19 protein-coding genes are annotated in these 21,103 nt (G+C 68.6%); 16 read left to right on the plus strand and 3 right to left on the minus strand.

Annotated features, from left to right (window positions below; all coding sequences use genetic code 11):
* Nucleotides 1-18: 18 nt before the first annotated feature.
* From ACO073_RS15465 to gloA, 16 genes are all read left to right on the plus strand, one after another.
* Nucleotides 19-1,332: an FtsX-like permease family protein gene (locus ACO073_RS15465; protein WP_421998481.1), complete on the plus strand. Its 1,314-nt coding sequence runs from the start codon at nucleotides 19-21 to the stop codon at nucleotides 1,330-1,332.
* A complete protein-coding gene (locus ACO073_RS15470; RefSeq protein ID WP_421998482.1) occupies nucleotides 1,325-2,593 on the plus strand; it encodes an ABC transporter permease in 1,269 nt (422 codons plus the stop codon). Before ACO073_RS15465 ends, ACO073_RS15470 begins: the two co-directional genes overlap by 8 nt.
* Nucleotides 2,586-3,269 carry an ABC transporter ATP-binding protein gene (locus tag ACO073_RS15475; RefSeq protein ID WP_421998483.1) on the plus strand — a complete coding sequence of 228 codons (684 nt, stop codon included), beginning with the start codon at nucleotides 2,586-2,588 and terminating at the stop codon, nucleotides 3,267-3,269. Before ACO073_RS15470 ends, ACO073_RS15475 begins: the two co-directional genes overlap by 8 nt.
* 70 nt (nucleotides 3,270-3,339) lie before the next feature.
* Entirely contained in the window at nucleotides 3,340-6,786 is a 3,447-nt protein-coding gene (gene dnaE / locus ACO073_RS15480; RefSeq protein ID WP_421998485.1) for a DNA polymerase III subunit alpha, read from the plus strand.
* Nucleotides 6,783-7,793 (plus strand): DUF72 domain-containing protein, encoded by a 1,011-nt coding sequence (locus ACO073_RS15485; RefSeq protein ID WP_421998486.1) that lies wholly within the window; start codon nucleotides 6,783-6,785, stop codon nucleotides 7,791-7,793. The genes dnaE and ACO073_RS15485 overlap by 4 nt, the downstream gene beginning before the upstream one ends.
* 176 nt (nucleotides 7,794-7,969) lie before the next feature.
* Nucleotides 7,970-8,761 (plus strand): 30S ribosomal protein S2, encoded by a 792-nt coding sequence (gene rpsB / locus ACO073_RS15490; protein ID WP_421998487.1) that lies wholly within the window; start codon nucleotides 7,970-7,972, stop codon nucleotides 8,759-8,761.
* A gap of 90 nt (nucleotides 8,762-8,851) precedes the next feature.
* Nucleotides 8,852-9,778: a translation elongation factor Ts gene (gene tsf / locus ACO073_RS15495; protein WP_421998488.1), complete on the plus strand. Its 927-nt coding sequence runs from the start codon at nucleotides 8,852-8,854 to the stop codon at nucleotides 9,776-9,778.
* A gap of 72 nt (nucleotides 9,779-9,850) precedes the next feature.
* A complete protein-coding gene (gene pyrH / locus ACO073_RS15500) occupies nucleotides 9,851-10,576 on the plus strand; it encodes a UMP kinase (RefSeq protein ID WP_421998489.1) in 726 nt (241 codons plus the stop codon).
* Between the two features lie 2 nt (nucleotides 10,577-10,578).
* Nucleotides 10,579-11,133 (plus strand): ribosome recycling factor, encoded by a 555-nt coding sequence (frr, locus tag ACO073_RS15505; RefSeq protein WP_421998490.1) that lies wholly within the window; start codon nucleotides 10,579-10,581, stop codon nucleotides 11,131-11,133.
* Complete coding sequence (locus ACO073_RS15510; RefSeq protein WP_421998491.1) at nucleotides 11,133-11,870, plus strand: isoprenyl transferase; 738 nt, start codon at nucleotides 11,133-11,135, stop codon at nucleotides 11,868-11,870. The genes frr and ACO073_RS15510 overlap by 1 nt, the downstream gene beginning before the upstream one ends.
* Nucleotides 11,854-12,546: a phosphatidate cytidylyltransferase gene (locus ACO073_RS15515; RefSeq protein WP_421998492.1), complete on the plus strand. Its 693-nt coding sequence runs from the start codon at nucleotides 11,854-11,856 to the stop codon at nucleotides 12,544-12,546. The genes ACO073_RS15510 and ACO073_RS15515 overlap by 17 nt, the downstream gene beginning before the upstream one ends.
* Nucleotides 12,543-13,748 carry a 1-deoxy-D-xylulose-5-phosphate reductoisomerase gene (gene dxr / locus ACO073_RS15520; protein ID WP_421998493.1) on the plus strand — a complete coding sequence of 402 codons (1,206 nt, stop codon included), beginning with the start codon at nucleotides 12,543-12,545 and terminating at the stop codon, nucleotides 13,746-13,748. The genes ACO073_RS15515 and dxr overlap by 4 nt, the downstream gene beginning before the upstream one ends.
* A 30-nt stretch (nucleotides 13,749-13,778) precedes the next feature.
* Nucleotides 13,779-15,155, plus strand: a complete 1,377-nt coding sequence (rseP, locus tag ACO073_RS15525; protein WP_421998494.1) for an RIP metalloprotease RseP — start codon at nucleotides 13,779-13,781, stop codon at nucleotides 15,153-15,155.
* A gap of 103 nt (nucleotides 15,156-15,258) precedes the next feature.
* Entirely contained in the window at nucleotides 15,259-17,562 is a 2,304-nt protein-coding gene (gene bamA / locus ACO073_RS15530; protein ID WP_421998495.1) for an outer membrane protein assembly factor BamA, read from the plus strand.
* 18 nt (nucleotides 17,563-17,580) lie between these two features.
* Nucleotides 17,581-18,063, plus strand: coding sequence for a 3-hydroxyacyl-ACP dehydratase FabZ (fabZ, locus tag ACO073_RS15535; protein WP_422002151.1), 483 nt, complete (start codon nucleotides 17,581-17,583; stop codon nucleotides 18,061-18,063).
* 11 nt (nucleotides 18,064-18,074) lie between these two features.
* Nucleotides 18,075-18,479: a lactoylglutathione lyase gene (gene gloA / locus ACO073_RS15540; RefSeq protein WP_421998496.1), complete on the plus strand. Its 405-nt coding sequence runs from the start codon at nucleotides 18,075-18,077 to the stop codon at nucleotides 18,477-18,479.
* Nucleotides 18,480-18,575: 96 nt separating this feature from the next.
* Here the strand turns inward: gloA and ACO073_RS15545 are convergent, their stop codons facing one another.
* From ACO073_RS15545 to ACO073_RS15555, 3 genes are all read right to left on the minus strand, one after another.
* The gene (locus tag ACO073_RS15545) at nucleotides 18,576-18,773 is read right to left on the minus strand and encodes a hypothetical protein (RefSeq protein ID WP_421998497.1); all 198 of its coding nucleotides are present in this window, start codon (nucleotides 18,771-18,773) and stop codon (nucleotides 18,576-18,578) included.
* 26 nt (nucleotides 18,774-18,799) lie between these two features.
* On the minus strand, nucleotides 18,800-20,098 hold the full coding sequence (gene gltA, locus ACO073_RS15550; RefSeq protein WP_421998498.1) for a citrate synthase: 1,299 nt from the start codon (nucleotides 20,096-20,098) through the stop codon (nucleotides 18,800-18,802).
* A gap of 82 nt (nucleotides 20,099-20,180) precedes the next feature.
* The gene (locus ACO073_RS15555) at nucleotides 20,181-21,077 is read right to left on the minus strand and encodes a DMT family transporter (RefSeq protein WP_421998500.1); all 897 of its coding nucleotides are present in this window, start codon (nucleotides 21,075-21,077) and stop codon (nucleotides 20,181-20,183) included.
* Nucleotides 21,078-21,103 lie beyond the last annotated feature (26 nt).

Raw genomic sequence — 21,103 nt, forward strand, 5'->3', positions numbered from 1 at the left:
GTCAGACGGTCCTAGGCCATGGCCTTCGCCGCCGTCGAACGCCTCATCGCCTTCCGCTACCTGCGGGCCCGGCGGGAGGAAGGGTTCATCTCGGTCATCGCCGGCTTCTCGCTGATCGGGATCACCCTCGGCGTCGGCACGCTGATCGTGGTCATGGCGGTGATGAACGGCTTTCGCTTCGAGCTGTTGCGCCAGATGTCGAGCATCAGCGGCCAGCTCGGCGTGCAGGGAACGCGTGGCGGCCTCGATGCCACGCCCGACCTGCTCGGCCGGATGAAGGCGGTGCCCGGCGTGGTGAGCGTGTCTCCCACGGCGGAAGGCCAGGTGATGGCGGTGGCGGGCGACAAGGTGCGGGGCGTCGTGCTGCGCGGCGTGCGGCCGGACGACCTGCGGGCGCGCACGCCGCTTTCCGCCGCGATCGACGGACCGGAGGCGGTGCGCGACCGCTATCGCGCCCTCTGCCGCAGCGAGGACGGGAAGGAAATCGACTGGGGCACGCTGAAGGGGTTCGGCGACAGCTTCTCCGTGGTGATCGGCCGTCGCCTGGCCGACCTGCTGGGGCTGAAAGTGGGCGATGCGCTGCAGCTCGTGTCGCCGGTCGAGATCGCGACGCCGTTCGGCGTCATGCCGCGATCGGCCCAGGCCCGCGTCTCGGCGATCTTCTGCGCGGGCATGTACGACTACGATTCGAACTTCGTCTACGCGCCGATCGCCGACGTCCAGCGGCTGCTCGACTACCGCGGCATGGCCACCGGGATCGAGGTCTTCCTGGCCGACGATGCGCCGCCGGGCCCGACGAGGCAGGCGGTTGCCGGGGTGGTCGGCCCGCAAGGCTGGGTGTTCGACTGGCGCCAGGCGAACTACGGTTTCTTCCAGGCCATCCAGGGCCAGACCAACGTCATGTTCATCGTGCTGACGATGATCGTGCTGGTCGCCGCCTTCAACATCGTGTCGAGCCTGGTGATGCTGGTCCGGACCAAGACGGCCGACATCGCCATCCTGCGCACCATGGGCGCGACGCGGGGCGCCATCATGCGCATCTTCCTGCTCGACGGGTTGGCGATCGGCGGCGTCGGAACGCTGCTCGGCGTGGTCCTGGGCCTGGCGTTCGCGCGCAACATCGAGGCGATCCGCCAGTGGCTGCAGCACACCTTCGACATCGTGCTGTTCGACGAGACGCTCTATCTGCTGGCGGAGCTGCCGTCGCGCATCGAATGGGGCGAGATCGCCGTCATCGCCGGCCTGGCACTGGCCTTCGCGCTGCTCGCTTCCCTCTATCCGGCGGCGCGGGCGGCCCGGCTCGATCCGGTCGAGGGGCTGCACCGTGAGTAGCGCGGTGCGGACCGTCGAGCGCTGGCTCGCCTGGCGCTATCTCGCGACACGCCAGCGCGAGGGCTTCGTGTCCTTCATCGCCGTCTTCTCGCTGATCGGCGTGGCGCTGGGGGTGGCCACCCTGATCGTCGTGCTGTCGGTGATGGGCGGTTTCCGCCAGCAGCTGCTCGGGCGCATCATCGGGCTGAACGGCCACGTCGTCGTCACGGCGCGCGACGGCATGCTGCAGGCCACGCCGGACCTGCTGGCGAAGCTCCAGGCCTTTCCGGGTGTGCGGTCCGTCCATCTCACCCTCGAGCGGCAGGCGCTGGTCAGGGCGGGCGGCAACGTGACCCGGGGGGCGATCCTGCGCGGCGTGCGGCCGGACGACCTGCGGGGGCGGGAGATGATCGCCCGCAACATGGTGGGCGGCGACCTCGCGGCCTTCGGCGCGACGCCCGGCATCGTGCTGGGCGACCGGCTGCGCCAGTCGCTGAACGTGCGCGACGGCGACAAGGTCACCCTGGTCACGCACCGGCTGAACGACAATGGAACGATCGCGCCGCGCTACAGCGACTACGAGGTCCTGGGCAGCTTCATGACCCGGCGCTACGAGTTCGACAACGGGCTGGTCTTCGTGCCGCTGGCGGCTTTGCAGGACGAGCTCGAATACGGCCACGAGACGGTGAGCTCGATCGACCTCGATGTCGCCGATCCTCAAGCGGCGCCGCGCATCGCCGAAGAGCTTCGCCGCACGCTGGGGCGCGACGACCTCAGGGTGGCCGACTGGCGCGGCCTCAACGCCCGTTTCGTCGGCGCCCTGCAGGTCGAGCGGGTGATGATGTTCATCATCCTCACCCTGATCGTCGTGGTGGCCGCCATGAACGTCGTGGCGAGCTTCACCATGCTGGTGCGCGTGAAGCGCGGCAGCATCGCCATCCTGCGCACCATGGGCGCGACGCCGGGAACCATCGTGCGCGCCTTCTTCATGGCGGCGGCAGCGGTCGGCGTGGTCGGCACCGCGGTCGGCACCGGCCTCGGTCTCCTGGTCTGCGCCAACATGAAGGGCATCGCCCATCTGTTCGCCGTGATCCTGGATGCGGGCGGCACGGGCGCGGGCTGGAGCGAGATCGAGTTCATCACCTCCGCGCCGGTCAGGGTGCAGGTGGGCGAGGTGGCGGCCATCGTCGGCATCGCCATCCTGCTGTCGCTGGCGGCCGCCGCCTATCCCGCCTGGCGCAGCACGCGCGTCGAACCCGTCGAAGGGCTTCGCTATGAATGAGACGAGATTTCCCCTGGCCCTGCGCGACATAAGGCGCACCTTCGTGCAGGGCGACCGGCGGCTGGACGTGCTGCGCGGCATCACGCTCGAGCTGCGGCCCGGAGAGATCGTCGCCCTGGTCGGCCAGTCGGGCAGCGGCAAGTCCACGCTGCTGCACATCGCCGGCCTGCTCGAACGGGCCGACGGCGGCGAGGTCATGGTCGACGGAAAGCCGGCCGGCACGGCGAGCGATCGCGAGCGCACAGTCATGCGGCGCCAGTTCCTGGGCTTCGTCTACCAGTACCACCATCTCCTGCCGGAGTTCTCGGCGATCGAGAACGTGATGCTGCCGCAAATGCTCCAGGGCCGGTCGCGCGGCGATGCCCGCCGGCGGGCGGCCGAGCTCCTGGCCATGGTCCAGCTGCAGGACCGCGCCGAGCACCGGCCGGGCCGGCTGTCGGGCGGCGAACAGCAGCGCGTCGCGATCGCCCGGGCGGTCGCCAATGCGCCGCGCATGCTCCTGGCCGACGAGCCCACCGGAAACCTCGATTCGACGACCTCCGAAGCCGTCTTCCGCCAGCTCCTGGGACTGGTGCGTGACACCGGGATGGCGGCGCTGGTCGCCACCCACAATCCCGAGCTGGCGGCGCGCATGGACCGCACCGTCACGCTGAAGGACGGGGTGCTGACAGGGTAAGGGGATCCGGGGCGCCCCGGCGCCGCGATCCGCCTCGCTTTCCACAAGATCGCGGCGGCATAGTCGGTCCGTGGCGCTCGCAGATTTCATCCATCTCAAGGTCCGGTCGGCCTATTCGCTCACCGAGGGCGCGAACAAGGTCGACAAGGTCGTGGCGCTGGCCAAGGCCAACGACATGCCGGCCGTCGGCGTTACGGACCGCAATAACCTGTTCGGCGCGCTGGAATTCTCGCAGTACGCGTCCAAGGCCGGCATCCAGCCGCTCGTCGGCTGCGATCTCGGCATCCGCCGCGAGGACGGCACCGGGCCCGCGCCGACCGGCAAGATCGTGCCGGCCGACTGGCTGACCCTGCTGGTCCAGGACGAGCAGGGCTACCTCAACCTGATGCGGCTGGTCAGCCGCGTCCATCTCGACTTCAAGACCGGATCGCAGTCGGCCCTGCCAATGTCGGAGCTCGAAGGGCTCACTGACGGGCTGATCGCCCTGGTGGGCTGTCCCGCGAGCGGGCTCGGCCGGCTGCTGGCGGCCGGGCAGGGGCCCGCCGCCGCCCACCTGCTGGAGCGGTTCGAGCGCCTGTTCGACGGCCGCCTCTACATCGAGCTGCAGCGTCATGGCGAGGAGACCGAGCGGCGCATCGAGCCGGCGCTGCTCGATCTCGCCTACGAGCGCGGCCTGCCGCTGGCGGCCACCAACGACGTCCACTTCCCGAAGGAGTCGATGTACGAGGCGCACGACGTGCTTCTGTGCATCGAGCAGGGCGCCCATATCGAGGACCCCAACCGCCGCCGCCTCACGCCCGAGCACTACTTCAAGTCGGCGGCCGAGATGCGCCAGGTCTTCGCCGACCTGCCGGAGGCCTGCGACAACACCCTGACGATCGCCCGGCGCTGCGCCTACATGCCGGCGCCACGCAAGCCCATCCTGCCGCGCTACACCAAGCTCGCCGGCCGCGCCGAGACCGAGGCGCTGCAGGAGATGGCCGAGACCGGGCTGGCGGCGCTGCGCGACGGCGGCCGCCTGTCGCCCGACATCCCGTTCGACACCTATCGGGAACGACTCGCCTACGAGCTCGACATGATCGGCCGGATGGGCTTCCCGGGCTACTTCCTGATCGTCGCCGACTTCATCCAGTGGGCCAAGGACCACGGCGTCCCGGTCGGTCCCGGCCGCGGCTCCGGCGCGGGCTCGCTGGTCGCCTGGTCGCTCAAGATCACCGATCTCGATCCGCTGCGCTGGGGGCTGCTGTTCGAGCGCTTCCTCAATCCCGAGCGCGTGTCGATGCCGGACTTCGATATCGACTTCTGCCAGGACAAGCGCGACCAGGTCATCCGCTACGTGCGCGACGAGTACGGCCACGACCGCGTCGCCGCCATCATCACCTTCGGCAAGCTGCAGGCGCGGGCGGTGCTGCGCGACGTCGGGCGCGTGCTCGGCATGCCGTATGGCCAGGTCGACCGGATCTGCAAGCTGGTACCCAACAATCCGGCCAAGCCGGTGACGCTCGCCCAGGCCCTGGAGAGCGAGCAGCTCCTGAAGGAACAGTACGCGGCCGACGAGGAGATCAAGCGGCTGATCGACCTCGCCCTGCAGCTCGAGGGCCTCTATCGCAACGCCTCGACGCACGCGGCGGGCGTGGTGATCGGCGACCGGCCGCTCGACCAGCTCGTGCCGCTGTTTCGCGACAGCGACGACCAGGAATCGCTGCCGGCGACCCAGTTCAACATGAAGTGGGTCGAGCCGGCGGGGCTGGTGAAGTTCGACTTCCTCGGCCTCAAGACGCTGACCGTGATCGAGAAGGCTTGCGACCTGATCGGCCGCGACAGGATCGACATCGCCAAGTTGCCGCTCGACGACCGCCGGACCTTCGAGTTGCTTGCCCGCGGCGACAGCCTCGGTGTCTTCCAGATCGAGGGCAGCGGCATGCGCGACGTGTTGCGCAAGCTCCGGCCCGACCGCTTCGAGGACATCATCGCCCTGGTGGCGCTCTATCGCCCCGGCCCGATGGAGAACATCCCGAGCTACATCAAGCGCAAGCAGGGCGAGGAGAAGCCAGACTACCTGCATCCGATGCTGGAGGGGATCCTGAAGGAAACCTACGGCATCATGATCTACCAGGAGCAGGTCATGCAGATCGCGCAGGTCCTGTCGGGCTACACGCTCGGCGGCGCCGACCTGCTGCGCCGTGCCATGGGCAAGAAGATCCAGGCCGAGATGGACGCCCAGCGGGCCCTGTTCATCGAGGGCGCGAAGAAGAACGGAGTCGAGGAAGGGCGCGCCTCGTCGATCTTCGACCAGGTCGACAAGTTCGCCGGCTACGGCTTCAACAAGAGTCACGCCGCCGCCTATGCGCTCGTCTGCTACCAGACGGGCTACCTCAAGGCCAACCATCCGGTCGAGTTCTTCGCAGCGTCGATGACGCTCGACATGGGCAACGCCGACAAGATCGGCAATTTCCGCCGCGAGCTCGAGCGCCTGCAGATCCCGCTGCTGCCGCCCGACGTCAACCGCTCGATGGCCGAGTTCGCGGTCGAGCGAACGGCCGACGGCAAGCTCGGCGTGCGCTACGCGCTGGCCGCCATCAAGGGGGTCGGCCGCGAGGCGATGTCGCGCCTCGCCGAGGAGCGCGAGGCCAACGGCCCGTTCAAGGACATGTTCGACGTCGCCGAGCGCCTCGACCAGCGGGTGATCAACAAGCGGCTGCTCGAGAGCCTGGTGAAGGCCGGCGCCTTCGATTCGCTCAACAAGAATCGCGCCCAGACCTTCGGTGCCGTGGAGGCGCTGACGCGCCATTCCCAGGCGACGCACGAGGCTCGCGGCAGCAACCAGAACAGCCTGTTCGGCGACGACACGGCGCAGCGCCGGCCGCCGCTGCCGAAGGTGCCGGACTGGTCGCCCATGGAGCGCCTGCAGAACGAGTTCTCGGCGATCGGCTTCTACCTGTCCTCCCATCCGCTGGCGTCCTACGAGCGCAGTCTCGAGCGCCTGCGGGTGACCCGGGCCGCCGACCTCGTGGCCCTGCTGGGCCGCGGCACGCCGGGCCGCATCAAGCTCGCGGGGACGGTGATCGACCGCCAGGAGCGGACGTCGGCCAAGGGCAACCGCTTTGCCTTCGTCCAGTGCTCGGACCAGTCCGGCGCCTTCGAGCTCACGGTCTTCAGCGAGCTGCTGGGCAGCAAGCGCAACATCCTGGAGCCCGGCGAGGCGATCCTGGTCTCCGCCGATGGCCGGCTCGACGGCGAGCAGGTCAAGCTGACCGCCCAGACGGTCGAGAAGCTCGAGGACGCCGTGGCCAACGCGGCTGCCGGCCTGCGCATCGAGCTGTCCGACCTCGCCGCCATCGAGCCGCTGCGCAAGGCGCTCGACGGCAAGCGCGGCCGTGGCCGCGTCACGCTGGTCGTGCCGATGCCCGACGATACCGAGGCGGAGGTGAGCCTGCCCGGCACCTACGGGATTGCGACCGGCCTGCGCGACACGATCGGCGGACTGCCGGGTGTGGCGCAGGTGGAGGAGATTTGAGCCAGGCCGGGCTGTTCGACCCGAACAGCCGGCCCGCGGCCAGGCGGGCGGCGCCCGGCTCGGTCGCTCCCGCCTGGGATTCCCCGCTGCTCGAGGCGCCTGTGCTACCGGCCGATGTCCGGCTCGGCACCTCGTCCTGGTTCTTTCCCGGCTGGCGAGGCCTCGTCTACGACGGGGTCCACGCGCAGGTGGCGCTCAGCCGCAAGGGCCTGGCCGCCTATGCCCAGATCCCGCTGCTCAGGACCGTCAGTCTCGACCGCACCTTCTATGCTCCGCTGAGCGCGGTCCAGTACCGGCAGTATGCCAAGCAGGTGCCCGCTCATTTCTCCTTCGTCGTGAAGGCACCGGCCCTGGTCTGCGACGCGGTGATGCGGGACGAGGAGGGGCGGGGCCGGGTGGCCAACCCGCACTTTCTCGACGCCGCGGTGGCCACGCGCGAGTTCATCGTCCCGTGCCTGGAAGGGCTGGGGCCCAAGGCGGGCCCGCTGGTGTTCCAGGTGTCGCCCTTGCCGCGGGGGCTGGTCGAGGAGGCGGCGCTGCTGGTGAGCCGGCTGGAGGCCTTCTTCGAGGCCCTGCCGCGCGAGTTGGGCGCCCACCGCCCGCTTTTTGCCCTGGAGCTGCGAAATGCCGAGCTGCTGACGCCGCGTCTCATGAAGATGCTGGGGCGCACCGGAATCCGCTACTGCGTGGGCCTCCACGACCGGATGCCCGAGGTCGAGCGCCAGGAAGCCGCCCTGCAGGTGCTGGACGGCGATGCGCCGGGGCCTCTGGTGGCGCGCTGGAACCTGCACCGGGGCTTCCTCTACCAGGCGGCTCGACGGCGCTACGAGCCGTTCGACCGGCTGGTGGACGAGGATCCGGAAACCCGCCGGGTGCTGGCCCGCATGGCCGCGGCATCGGTCAGGGCCGGCCAGAAGGTCTGGATCACGGCCAACAACAAGGCCGAGGGCAGTGCCCCCTTGTCGGTGCTGGAACTGGCCCGCGAGATCGCCAAGGCCCTCGGCTAAGCGGTTGATTCCATTGGGCTTGCAATCCCGCCTCTGACCCTCTAGAACCACGCCCACTTCGCACGCGGGTTTGCGGCTTTCGGGGAGACATCCCGACGGTCGCTCCGGTGTTCCGGGGACGCTTCGCGTTCCGGGGACGACGCCCGCGGAGGCTCAACCGGAAAAGGAGAGACGGCATGACCATGCCGACGTTCACGATGCGTCAATTGCTCGAGGCTGGTGTCCATTTCGGCCACCATACCCGGCGCTGGAACCCCAAGATGAAGCCGTACCTGTTCGGGGTGCGCAACGGGGTCCACATCATCGACCTCACCAAGACCGTGCCGCTCCTGGAGCAGGCCCTGCTCGAGGTCCGTCGGGTCGTTTCCAATGGCGGCCGCGTGCTGTTCGTCGGCACCAAGGCGGCGGCCGCGGAGCGGATCGCCGATGCCGCCAAGCGCTGCGGCCAGTACTACGTGAACCACCGCTGGCTCGGCGGCATGATCACCAACTGGCAGACGATCTCGGCCTCGATCAAGCGCCTGCGCGAGCTCGACGACCGGCTGAAGGGCGACGTGGTCGGCCTGACCAAGAAGGAGCAGCTCGACCTCACCCGCGAGCGCGACAAGCTCGAGCGGTCGCTGGGCGGCATCAAGGAGATGGGCGGCACGCCGGACATGCTGTTCATCATCGACACCAACAAGGAGTCGATCGCCGTCCAGGAGGCGCGCAAGCGCGGCATCCCCATCGTGGCGGTGCTCGACAGCAACTCCGATCCCGACGGCGTCGACTATCCGATCCCCGGCAATGACGACGCGATCCGCGCCGTCTCGCTCTACTGCGAGCTCCTGTCGGGCGCCGTGCTCGACGGCATCCGCGCCGAGATCGCCGCCTCGGGCGGCGACGTCGGCGAGCTCGACGAGCCGCCGGCCGACGAGCTTCCCGTCGAGGCCCCGGAGGCGGGGGCCGAGGCCTCGCCGGCCGAGTAGCCGGCCCCAAGGCAGACGAGATCAGCGGGGCCGGTCGCAAGACCGGCCCCAACTGCGCCGCCCCCGGCGCAACGAGAAACGGAGTACGACATGGCTGAGATCACGGCCTCCCTGGTGAAGGAACTGCGCGAGAAGACCGGCGCAGGCATGATGGACTGCAAGAAGGCGCTCGGCGAGACGCAGGGCGATCTCGAGAAGGCGGTCGACTGGCTGCGCACCAAGGGCCTGTCGGCGGCCGCCAAGAAGGCCGGCCGCGTCGCGGCCGAGGGCCTGGTCGCGGTCGTCACCGGCGGCACCAGCGGCGCGGTCATCGAGGTGAACGCCGAGACCGATTTCGTCGGCCGCAACGAGATGTTCCAGAAGTTCGTCATCGAGGCGGGCAAGCTCGCGCTGGTCAACGGCGGCGATCTCGCCAAGGTCGCCGCGGCGCCCTATCCGGGCACCGGCCGCGACGTCCAGGGGGAGCTCACCCACCTGATCGCGACCATCGGCGAGAACATGTCGCTGCGCCGCGCCGGCCTCCTGTCGGTGTCGGATGGCGTCGTGGCGAGCTACATGCACAACAAGGTCGCGCCGGATCTCGGCAAGATCGGCGTACTGGTGGCCCTCGAATCGACGGGCGACAAGGCCAAGCTCGAGGCGCTGGCCAGGCAGCTCGCGATGCACGTCGCCTCGACGAACCCGCAGTCGCTCACGGTCGCCGATCTCGACCAGGCCGCGGTCGAGCGCGAGCGCGGCGTGCTGGCCGAGAAGGCCGGGCAGAGCGGCAAGAGCGCCGACATCGTCGCCAAGATGGTCGAGGGCGGCCTGCGCAAGTTCCACCAGGAAGTGGTGCTGCTCGAGCAGGCGTTCATCATGGACGGCAAGACCAAGGTCGCGAAGGTTGTCGACGACGCCGCCAAGCAGGTCGGCGCGCCGGTCCGCCTGGCGGGTTTCCTGCGCTTCGCGCTGGGCGAGGGCATCGAGAAGAAGGCCGAGGATTTTGCGGCCGAGGTGGCTGCCCAGCTCAAGAAGTAGTATGAAAACGCGCTATGGCGCGCGGGCTCGCCGGCCCGCGCCGCCCAATAACGCCATCGTCAGAGGCAACTGATGCCGTCGGGTCCCCGCTACCGCCGTGTCCTGCTCAAGCTCTCGGGCGAGGGCCTGATGGGGAATCGGGAGTACGGGCTCGATCCCGCCATGGTCACCATGGTGGCGCAGGAAGTGAAGGCCGTGCACGAGATGGGCGTGCAGGTCTGCCTCGTGATCGGTGGCGGCAACATCTTCCGGGGGGTCTCGGCCGCGGCCTCGGGCATGGACCGGGCGAGCGGCGACTACATGGGCATGCTGGCGACCGTCATCAATTCCTTGGCGATGCAGAGCGCGCTGGAGCGCCAGGGCCTGCAGACGCGCGTCCAGTCGGCGATCCCGATGACGACGGTCTGCGAGCCCTACATCCGCCGCCGCGCCGCAAGGCACATGGAGAAGGGGCGGGTCGTGATCTTCGCGGCCGGCACGGGCAATCCCTTCTTCACCACCGACACGGCGGCCGCTCTGCGGGCCGCCGAGATGAGCGTCGACGCGATGCTGAAGGGCACCCAGGTCGACGGCGTCTATTCGTCGGATCCCAAGAAGGACAAGGACGCCCGCCGCTACGACACGCTGACCTACATGGACGTGCTGTCACGCGACCTGCAGGTCATGGACGCGTCCGCCATCTCGCTGGCGCGCGAGAACCGCATCCCCATCATCGTGTTCGACATCCACAAGCCCGGCGCTTTTGCCGCGACGATGCGCGGGGAGGGGACCTTCACCATCATCAAGGACGAGGGCTGAAGATGACCGCCGATCTCAAGGAACTCGAGAAGCGCATGCACGGCGCCATCGACGCGCTGCGCAAGGAACTGGGCGGCCTGCGCACGGGCCGCGCCTCGGTCAACCTGCTCGACCCGGTGATGGTCGAGGCCTATGGCCAGCGCATGCCGCTGAACCAGGTGGGGACCGTGAGCGCGCCTGAGCCGCGCCTGCTGACGGTCAACGTCTGGGACAAGGGCCTGGTCGTCTCGACAGCGAAGGCGATTCGCGAGGCGGGGCTCGGCCTCAATCCGGCGCCGGACGGACAGACGATCCGCGTGCCGATCCCCGAGCTCACGACGGAACGCCGCAACGAGCTCGCCAAGCTCGCGCACAAGTACGCCGAGCACGGCCGCGTGGCGGTGCGCAACGTTCGCCGCGACGGGATGGAGTTCCTGAAGAAGGCCGAGAAGGATCACAAGATCTCCCAGGACGAGCATCGACAGAAGTCCGACGAGGTGCAGAAGCTCACCGACCGCTACGTGAAGCAGGTCGACGACGTCCTCGCCCAGAAGGAAAAAGAGATAAAGACGGTCTGATGCCCACTGCGCCCCTGCCTGCGTCTCCGGACCCGACAGCCGGCCCCAGCCACGTCGCCATCATCATGGACGGCAATGGGCGGTGGGCGAAGGCGCGCGGGCTGCCGCGCGTCGCCGGGCACCGCAGGGGTGCGGATGCGGTCCGGCGCGTGGTGCGCGGGGCGGGCGAGCTCAAAATTCCCATGCTGACCCTGTTCGCCTTCTCGACCGAGAACTGGACGCGGCCGGCCGACGAGGTCAGCGACCTGATGGGCCTGCTGCGTCACTACCTGCGCAGCGAGATCGAGGAGCTCCACCGCAACGGCGCCCGGCTGCGCGTCATCGGCAACCGCGGCGGGCTGGCGGACGACATCGTGCGCGACATCGCCGACGCGGAGCAGCGGACCCACGCAAACGCCCGGCTCGACGTCAACATCTGCATCAACTACGGCGCGCGCGACGAGATCCTGCAGGCGACGCGGGTCCTGGCCCGCAAGGTGGCGGCGGGAGACCTGCCGGCCGAAGCTATCGACGAGCAGCGCTTCGAGCGCGAGCTGCTGACCGCGGGCATGCCCGATCCCGACCTGGTCATCCGCACGAGCGGAGAGCAGCGGATCAGCAATTTCCTCCTCTGGCAGTGTGCGTATGCCGAGCTGGTGTTCGTCGACACGCTCTGGCCGGACTTCGGCAAGGAACACCTGGAGCAGGCGATCGCCGAGTTCAGGCGGCGAGAGCGGCGGTATGGCGGCGTCGGCTGACGGCCCGGCCGTGCGGGGCGGGCGCCACCGGGCGCTGGCGCTCCGGATCGCCTCGGCGGTCGTCCTGGGACCGCTGGTGCTGGCCGCCATCTGGGTCGGCTTCCCGTGGATCGACCTCGTCGCGGCCGTCGCGGCCCCGATCGTGATCTCCGAGTGGCTGCGCCTGACCAGGGGGCGGCCGATCGCCCGCATCCTGGCGATCGCCTACTCGCTGGCGGCGATCCTGGCGCTGCTCTGGTTGCGCCACCAGCCGACGGACGGGCGAGAGACCGTCATCTGGATCATCGCCTGCATCTGGGCGACCGACATCGGGGCCTTCGTCGTCGGCCGCCTCGCCGGCGGCGCCCGCCTCGCGCCGAGCATCAGCCCGGGCAAGACCTGGTCGGGTCTGATCGGCGGCATGGCGTGGGCCGCCGTCGCCAGCGCGGCCGCCGGCTACGTCTTCGGCCGGGGCGACACGATCATGCTGGCGGTCGTCGGGGCCGGGCTGGCCGTGGTCGGCCAGATCGGCGACCTGATCGAATCGGCCGCCAAGCGCGGCGCCGGGGTCAAGGACAGCGGCACGCTCATTCCCGGCCATGGCGGACTGCTCGATCGCATCGACGGGCTGATCGCCGTCCTGGTGGCCGTCGCCTTCATGCGCCTCGCGGTCGACGCGGGCTGGCCCTGGTCATGACCGCCTGGACACCGCCGTCGGCCGAGCGCCCGCGCGGCGTGACGATCCTGGGATCGACCGGATCGGTCGGGCAGAGCACCGTCGACCTCATCGAGCGCAATCCGGAAAGCTACCGTGTCGAGGCGCTGGTCGCCGGCGGCCGCTCGGTCGACGCGCTGGCCGACCAGGCCCGCCGGCTGAAGGCGCGCCTCGCCGTCGTGGCCGACCCCGGCCGCTATCGCGCCCTGCAGGAAGCCCTGGCCGGCACCGACATCGAGGCCGCCGCCGGGCCGGACGCGGTCTGCGAGGCCGCGGCGCGACCGGCGGAATGGGTCATGGCGGCGGTCGTCGGCTTCGCCGGGCTGGCCTCGACGCTCGCGGCGGCCCGGCGGGGGGCCATGGTGGCGCTCGCCAACAAGGAGGCGCTGGTCTGCGCCGGCCCGCTCCTGACGGGGGCGGTGCAGTCGTCCGGCGGCATGCTGTTGCCGGTCGACTCCGAGCACAACGCGATCTTCCAGGTGCTCGAACCCGCGCAGCGCCACGCCATCGACCGGCTGATCCTCACCGCCTCCGGCGGGCCGTTCCGCAGCTGGTCCCTGGCCGAGATGGCGGAAGCTACGCGCGAGCAGGCGCTCGCCCATCCCAACTGGGACATGGGGGCCAAGATCTCGATCGACTCGGCGACCATGATGAACAAGGGACTGGAACTGATCGAGGCCCACCTCCTGTTCGGCCTGCCCGCCGAGCAGGTCGAGATCGTCGTCCACCCGCAGTCCGTCATCCATTCCATGGTGGCGTACCGGGACGGCTCGGTGCTGGCCCAGCTCGGCACGCCGGACATGCGCGTGCCCATCAGTCATGCGCTCGGCTGGCCGTCGCGCATCGACGGGCCGGCGGCCCGCCTCGACTTCCATTCCCTGACGGCGCTCACCTTCGAACGACCCGATTCCGGCCGCTTTCCCTCCCTACGTCTGGCGCGCGAGGCGCTGACAACAGGCGGCGTCGCGCCCATCGTGCTGAATGCCGCGAACGAGGCGGCGGTCTCGGCCTTCCTGGAGCGACGGATCGGGTTTCTCGATATCGCCAGGGTGGTCGAGGACGTCATGTCGCGCTGGTCGGACCTGTCGGCGGCGGTGACCTCGCTGGACGAGGTCCATGCGGCCGACCAGGAGGCCCGCGCGAAGGCCGAGCAGAGCTGCGAGGGACGACGGCCGAACCGTTGAGGCAAGGCGTTTACTGTGGTGAACTGAAACATGCAGCTCTTCACGACCTATCTGCCGTACTTCGTGCTGGTTCTGACGCTGCTGGTGTTCGTGCACGAGTACGGCCACTACTGGGTCGGCCGGCGCTTCGGCATCCAGGCCGAGGTCTTCTCGATCGGGTTCGGGCCGGAACTGGTCGGCTGGACGGACCGCAACGGCACGCGGTGGAAGATCTCGGCGGTCCCCCTCGGCGGCTACGTGAAGTTCCTGGGCGACAGCGACGCCACCAGCGCCACGCCGAGCGACAGGCCGCTCAGCGACGAGCAGCAGCGCCGCGCCTTCTTCAGCCAGCCGCTCTATGCCCGGGCCGCGGTGGTCCTCGGCGGCCCGCTCGCCAACCTCCTGTTCGCCTTCATCCTCCTTACGGGCGTGTTCTTCTTCGCCGGCGAACCCTACACCCCGTCGACGATCGCGGTGCAGGCGAAGGGGCCGGCCGCCCAGGCGGGACTGCGCACCGGCGACGAGATCGTTCAGCTCGGCGACAAGGGCGTGAAGCGCTACGAGGACATCCAGGAGTTCCAGTACCTGTACTGGGGCGAGCCGGTCCCCGTCCTCTATCGGCGCGGCGACAAGGTGCTGCGGGGCGAGATCGTGCCGCGCTTCTGCGAACGGACCGACCGCTACGGCAATACGCTGCGCCACGGCGACCTCGGCGTCGACCAGCTCATCCGCCCCGTGGTGGGGGGCTTCTCGGCCGGCAGCCCGGCCCAGGCCGCGGGCCTGCAGGCGGGCGACCTGCTGCTCAAGATCGACGGCCAGCCGGTCGACTACTTTTCCCATATCCCGGAGCTCATCGGGGAGCGCGCGGGCCAGCCGCTCACCGTGACCTATGATCGCAACGGGACAATCGGCGAGACCGTGGTCACGCCGATTGCCGACAAGGCGGTGGACTGCGCCGGCAAGGAGTACACGGTCGGGCGCCTGCGGGTCCGTCCGGCGAGCGTCACGGAACTGCGCAGCCACGGGCTGATCGGCGCCATGGGCGCCGGTGTCCGTGCGGTGTGGGGCATGACGTCGATGTTCTATACGTCGCTCGGGCAGATCCTGACAGCGGCAAGACCGGTCGATGAGCTGGGTGGGCCCATCCGGATCGCCAAGGCGGCGGGTGAGGCTTCGTACGCCGGCTGGCAGGGGATCCTCAATCTTGTCATCGCCTTGTCGGTGGTGCTCGGCATCTTCAACCTGCTCCCGGTGCCGATGCTCGATGGCGGCCACCTCGCGATGTATGCCTACGAGGCGGTGCGCGGCCGTCCGCTCAGCCTGCGTGCACAGGAGCTCGGCCTCAAGGTCGGCTTTACGCTGGTGATCGGCCTGGCGCTCGTCGCCACCTTCAACGACATCAAGCACCTCCTTCGTCTTCTCACCTGAATGGCACACAGGAGGGGGGACAAAAGGGTGGCTAAGCGCGTATCTCCGGTCTATGAAATTGCGTCCTGAAACTGGCCGGCAGGGCTCAAAAAAGGTGCCGGGGGTGAGATTGATCTTTCGTTGGGCTGTCCTCGCCGTTGTTGCGATTCTGGCCTTTGGGGCGACGGCGCAGGCCCAGCAGCGGGCGCCTGCCGCGGGTGGCGGCGGAGCGATCACTGCCATTCAGATCGAGGGCAACGTCCGGGCGGAGCCCGAGACGATCCGCTCCTACCTGCAGTTGAAGCCGGGTCAGCCGTTCGACGCGGCGGCCGCTGACCGTTCGCTCAAGGCGCTGTTCGCCACCGGCCTGTTCTCCGATGTCGTGATGCAGATGCAGGGCTCGACCTTGGTCGTGAAGGTCACGGAGAACCCCATCATCAACCGGGTCGCCTTCGAGGGTAACCGCAAGATCGAGGACGACAAGCTGCGCGACGAGATCCAGTCGCAGCCGCGTCAGGTCTTCACGCGGGCCCGCGTTCAGTCCGACGTCGAGCGCATCCTCACGATCTACCGCCGCAGCGGCCGCTACAACGCGTCGGTCGAGCCGAAGGTGATCAAGCTCGAGCAGGGCCGCGTCGATCTCGTGTTCGAGATCAACGAAGGCGACGTGACCGGCGTGCAGCGCATCAGCTTCGTCGGCAACGAGCATTTCAGCGACGGCACGCTGCGCGGCAAGATCCGCACCAGCGAGAGCGCCTGGTACCGCTTCCTGTCGTCCGACGACCGCTACGATCCGGATCGCCTCAACCTCGACCGCGAGCTGCTGCGCAAGTTCTACCTGTCGGAGGGCTACGCCGATTTCCGCGTCGTCTCGGCCGTGGCAGAGCTCGCCCCCAACCGCGAAGGCTTCTTCATCACCTTCACGATCAGCGAGGGCGAGCGCTACAAGTTCGGCAAGGTCGAAGTCTCGACCCGCTTCCAGGGCCTCGATGTCGACGTCCTGCAGAGCTATCTGACGATGGCCTCGGGCGACTGGTACGATGCCAACGAGGTCGAGAAGAGCGTCTCGGCGCTTCAGGATCTCGTGGGTTCGCTGGGCTACGCCTTCGTCGAGGTCCGCCCGAACATCCGGCGCAACAAGGACAACCTCACCGTCGACGTCATCTTCGACATCCAGGAAGGTCCCCGCGTCTACGTCGAGCGCATCAACATCTCCGGCAACACCCGGACACTCGACAAGGTGATCCGGCGCGAGTTCCGGCTGGCCGAGGGCGACGCCTTCTCGACGGCCAAGGTCCGCCGCAGCCAGGAGCGCCTGCGCAACCTCGGCTTCTTCGAGAAGGTCGACATATCGGCGGCCCCCGGCTCGGCGCCGGACAAGACCAACCTCGAGGTCCAGGTCGTCGAGCAGAGCACCGGCGACATCTCGTTCGGCGCCGGCTACTCGACGACGTCGGGCGTGCTGGGCGACATCTCGATCAAGGAGCGCAACCTGCTGGGCAAGGGGCAGGAACTGCGCCTCGGCCTGTCGATCGGCACCTTGAGCACCCTGATCGACTTCAGCTTCACCGAGCCGTACTTCCTGGACCGCCCGATGGCGGCCGGCTTCGACATCTTCCGGACCTCGAACGACCGCCAGTCGGTGGCCTCGTACAGCGATCGCAGCATCGGCTTCGCGCTGCGCGCCGGCTGGGCCTATACCGAGCACACCCGGCAGAACGTCCGCTATACGCTGCGCCAGACGGACATCTACAACGTCCAGCCCTGGGCTTCCTACGTCGTGCAGCTCAACGCCGGCACCTCGGTCGTCTCGGAGGTCTCCGAGACCATCGCCTGGGACACGCGCGACACGCGCATCAACACCACCAAGGGCCTGCTGCTGCGCAACACGATGGCGGTGGCCGGCCTGATCGGAACGGAGTGGTACTACCGGACCACCGCCGACGCCGTGTACTACCAGAGCATCTTCGAGGACGTCGTGGCGTCGATCGGCGGCTCGGCCGGCCTGGTGCTGCCGTACAACAACTCCTCGCTCCGCCTGAACAACCTGTTCTTCATCGGCGGCGACACGCTGCGCGGCTTCCAGGTCGGCGGCATCGGACCGCGCGATTCGGTCAGCGCCGACGCGCTGGGCGGCACCTACTTCTATACCGGGACCACTGAGCTGAGCTTCCCGCTGGGCCTGCCCAAGGAAATCGGCATCTTCGGCAAGGCCTTCGTCGATGTCGGGTCGCTGTGGGGCCTGGGCGGTCCGGCGGCGTACAGCAACACGGTGCTGACCAGCAACCTGATGCGCATTTCGACCGGCGTCGGCATTCAATGGATTTCGCCCTTCGGCCCGATCCGGATAGACTATGCCGTACCCGTGCAGAAGGAATCCTGGGACAAGACGGAGGCTATCCGCTTCAGCTTCGGCACGCGCTTCTGATTGGGGATGGGCGCTGAGATGAACATGCAGACCGACAAGACCAGCGTGGCGGCGGGGCCCGCGACGGCAGTGGACATCCGGCGGATCCTGCAGATGATCCCGCACCGCTATCCGATGCTGATGGTCGATCGGGTGACCGAGATGAAGCTCGACCAGAGCGCGGTCGGCATCAAGAACGTCAGCATCAACGAACCCTTCTTCCAGGGGCATTTCCCGTCCGAGCCGGTGATGCCGGGCGTGCTCATCGTCGAGGCGATGGCGCAGACGGCAGCCGTGCTGGTCGTGTCGACCTTCGGGGCCGAATCGGAAGGCAAGCTGGTCTACTTCATGTCGATGGACGGGGTCCGGTTCCGTCGGCCCGTCGTGCCGGGCGACCGGCTCGAGCTCCACGTCGAGAAGGTGCAGAGCCGGGCCAACGTCTGGAAGTTCTCCGGCAAGGCGATCGTCGAAGGCAAGGTGGCCGCCGAGGCGACGTTTGCCGCCATGATCCGCGACAGATAGGGAGGGGGCCCATGCCCGACGCCGCAGCCAACTACCGCATGCTGCACACGATGATCCGCGTGCATGATCTCGACAGGTCGCTGGCCTTCTACACCGGGGCCATGGGCATGAAGCTGCTGCGCAAGCGCGACGTGCCGGAGGGCAAGTACACGCTCGCCTTCGTCGGCTACGGCGACGAGAAGGACAACAGCGTGATCGAGCTGACCCACAATTGGGGCCACGAGCCCTATGAGCTGGGGACCGGCTTCGGCCACCTGGCCGTGGGCGTGCCCGACGTCGCGGGCCTGTGCGAGCAGGTCGTGAAGTCGGGCGGCAAGGTCACGCGCGCGCCCGGGCCGGTGAAGTTCGGCACCACGGTCATCGCCTTCGTCGAGGACCCCGACGGCTACAAGATCGAGCTGATCGAGCGGAAGTAGGACGGCGAGGGCCGCGGCGTCACCGCGGCCCGAACTTGCCAGGGCACGGCTGCCGGATGGCGGCCGTCCGGTCGGGCGCACGAGCGCCCAGGGGCGTCAGAACGCCCAGAAAAACAGAGATAGGACGATAGCCGCGCCCGCCGCCACCACGAAGGCCGCCCGGGCGCTGGGCCCGAAGCGGTAGTCGTTGTCGTTGGCCGGCCGGCCGAGCCGCACGATGCGCGGCGCCGGACGTGGCGGCTGCTCGACGGTCCAGGTCGTTGCCCGGCGCGAGCCCTGCGTTGTTCCAGCCATGACGTTCGCCTCCTCCCGGATAGCGTTCAGGACCGCCTGTGCAGCGGCACGTAGGGCCGCTCCGTCTGACCATTGTAGAGCTGCCGAGGCCGGCCGATCTTCTGGTCGGGATCCTCGATCATCTCGTTCCACTGCGAAATCCAGCCGACGGTCCGGGCCACCGCGAAGAGAACGGTGAACATGGACGTCGGGATGCCGATCGCACGGAAAATGATGCCCGAGTAGAAATCGACGTTCGGGTAGAGCTTCTTGGACACGAAGTAGTCGTCCTTGAGGGCGATCTGCTCCATCTCCATGGCCAGCTCCAGCAGCGGGTCGTGGTCGATGCCCAGCGAGGTCAGCACCTCGTGGCAGGTCTGGCGCATCACCTTGGCGCGCGGGTCGTAGTTCTTGTAGACGCGGTGGCCGAAGCCCATCAGGCGGGTGTGGTCCTGCTTGTCCTTCACGCGGCTCAGGAAACCCGGGATGTTCTGCTTGCCGCCGATCTCGTTCAGCATGTTGATGACGGCCTCGTTGGCGCCGCCGTGGCTCGGGCCCCACAGCGAGGCGATGCCGGCGGCGATGCAGGCGAACGGGTTGGCGCCGGACGAGCCGGCGAGGCGAACCGTCGAGGTCGAGGCGTTCTGCTCGTGGTCGGCGTGCAGCATCAGGATGCGATCGACCGCCTTCTCGAGCACCGGGTTGATCTCGTACTCCTCGGCCGGTACCGAGAACATCATGCGCAGGAAGTTCGCGGCGTAGCTGAGATCGTTGCGCGGATACACGAACGGCTGGCCGACCGAGTACTTGTAGGCCATGGCCGCGATGGTCGGCATCTTGGCGATCAGTCGGTACGACGACACCATGCGGTGGTGCGGGTCGTTGATGTCGAGCGAGTCGTGATAGAAGGCCGACAGGGCGCCGACCACGCCGCAGCACACCGCCATCGGATGGGCGTCGCGGCGGAAGCCGCGATAGAACTGGCTGATCTGCTCGTGCACCATCGTGTGCAGGGTGATGTCGCGAGTGAACTTCTCCTTCTGCGACTTGGTCGGCAGGTCGCCCTTCATGAGCAGGTAGCAGACCTCCATGAAGTCGCTCTGCTCGGCCAGCTCCGCGATGTTGTAGCCGCGGTAGAGAAGGATGCCCTCGTCACCGTCGATGTAGGTGATCTTCGACCCGCACGAACCCGTCGAGGTGAAGCCCGGATCGTAGGTGAACATCCCGGATTCGCCGTAGAGCTTTCGGATGTCGACCAGCCGCGGTCCGACCGTGCCGTGGATGATGGGGAACTCGAAGCTCTTGCCGGTCTCATTGTCGGTCAGCGTGGCGGTCGACTTGGCCATAGGACACTCTTTCAGCTCGATTTCACGGGTCGGAGGCACCCTAACAAGCCGCCTGTAGGGGCGCAATTGTGCCGGCCGGCCGCTATTTCGCGGGGCGTGGTCGGGCACCGGCCGGTCGCCCCAGCGTGACGAGCGCCAGGCCGATCAGGGCCATTCCCGCGAACTGCCGGACCTCCAGGCGCTCGCCGAGGACGAGCGCGCCAAGCAGGATCGCCGTCACGGGAATCAGGAAGGTCACCAGCAGCAGCCGCATCGCGCCGGCGGCGGCGAGGATGCGGAAATAGAGGACATAGGCCAGCGCCGTGGACAGCAGGGCGAGGCCGGCGACGGCGCCCGCGACGGGCAGGGGCGGCACCGGCAGGGTCCAGGGTCGCTCGGCGACCAGCATGATCGGCAGAATCAACACGGTGCTCGCCACGAGCTGGCCCGCCGCCGCTTCCAGCGGCACCACGCCCAGGGCCTGGAAGCGGCGGCCCCAGACCCCGGCCAGGGCATAGGAGAGGGCGGCGCCCAGGCAGGCGACCTGACCCGCCAGCCCGGCCCCGCCGAGCAGCACGGCCGGACCGACCAGGACGGCGACGCCGGCGAGGCCGACCAGCAGCGCCACGAGCTTGCCGGCGTCGATCGTCTCGTCGTCGGTGGCGGCATGCGCGACCAGCAGGGTGAACAGCGGCGTCGTCGCGTTCAGGATCGCCGCCAGGCCGGACGGTATCTCGAGCTGCGCCCAGAAGATCAGGCTGAAGGGCACGACGTTGTTGAGCAGGCCCATGACGAGGAACGACGGCCAGGGCAGCGTGCTCCGCCACAACGGCCGGCCGGCGGCCGCGCCGACCGCCGCGAGCGCGAGTGCGGCGAGCGCCACGCGGCAGAAGACGACGGTGAGCGGCCCCAGCGCGCCCGTCGCCACCTTGGCGAAGAAGAAGGAGCCGCCCCACAGCACGGAGAGCGACAGGAGCCAGATCCAGACACGGGCCGACATCGCCGGATCGTGGCCGGCTCGACGGG

Origin of the sequence: Reyranella sp. (genome assembly GCF_965229815.1) — a bacterium.
Taxonomy (GTDB): Bacteria; Pseudomonadota; Alphaproteobacteria; order Reyranellales; family Reyranellaceae; genus Reyranella.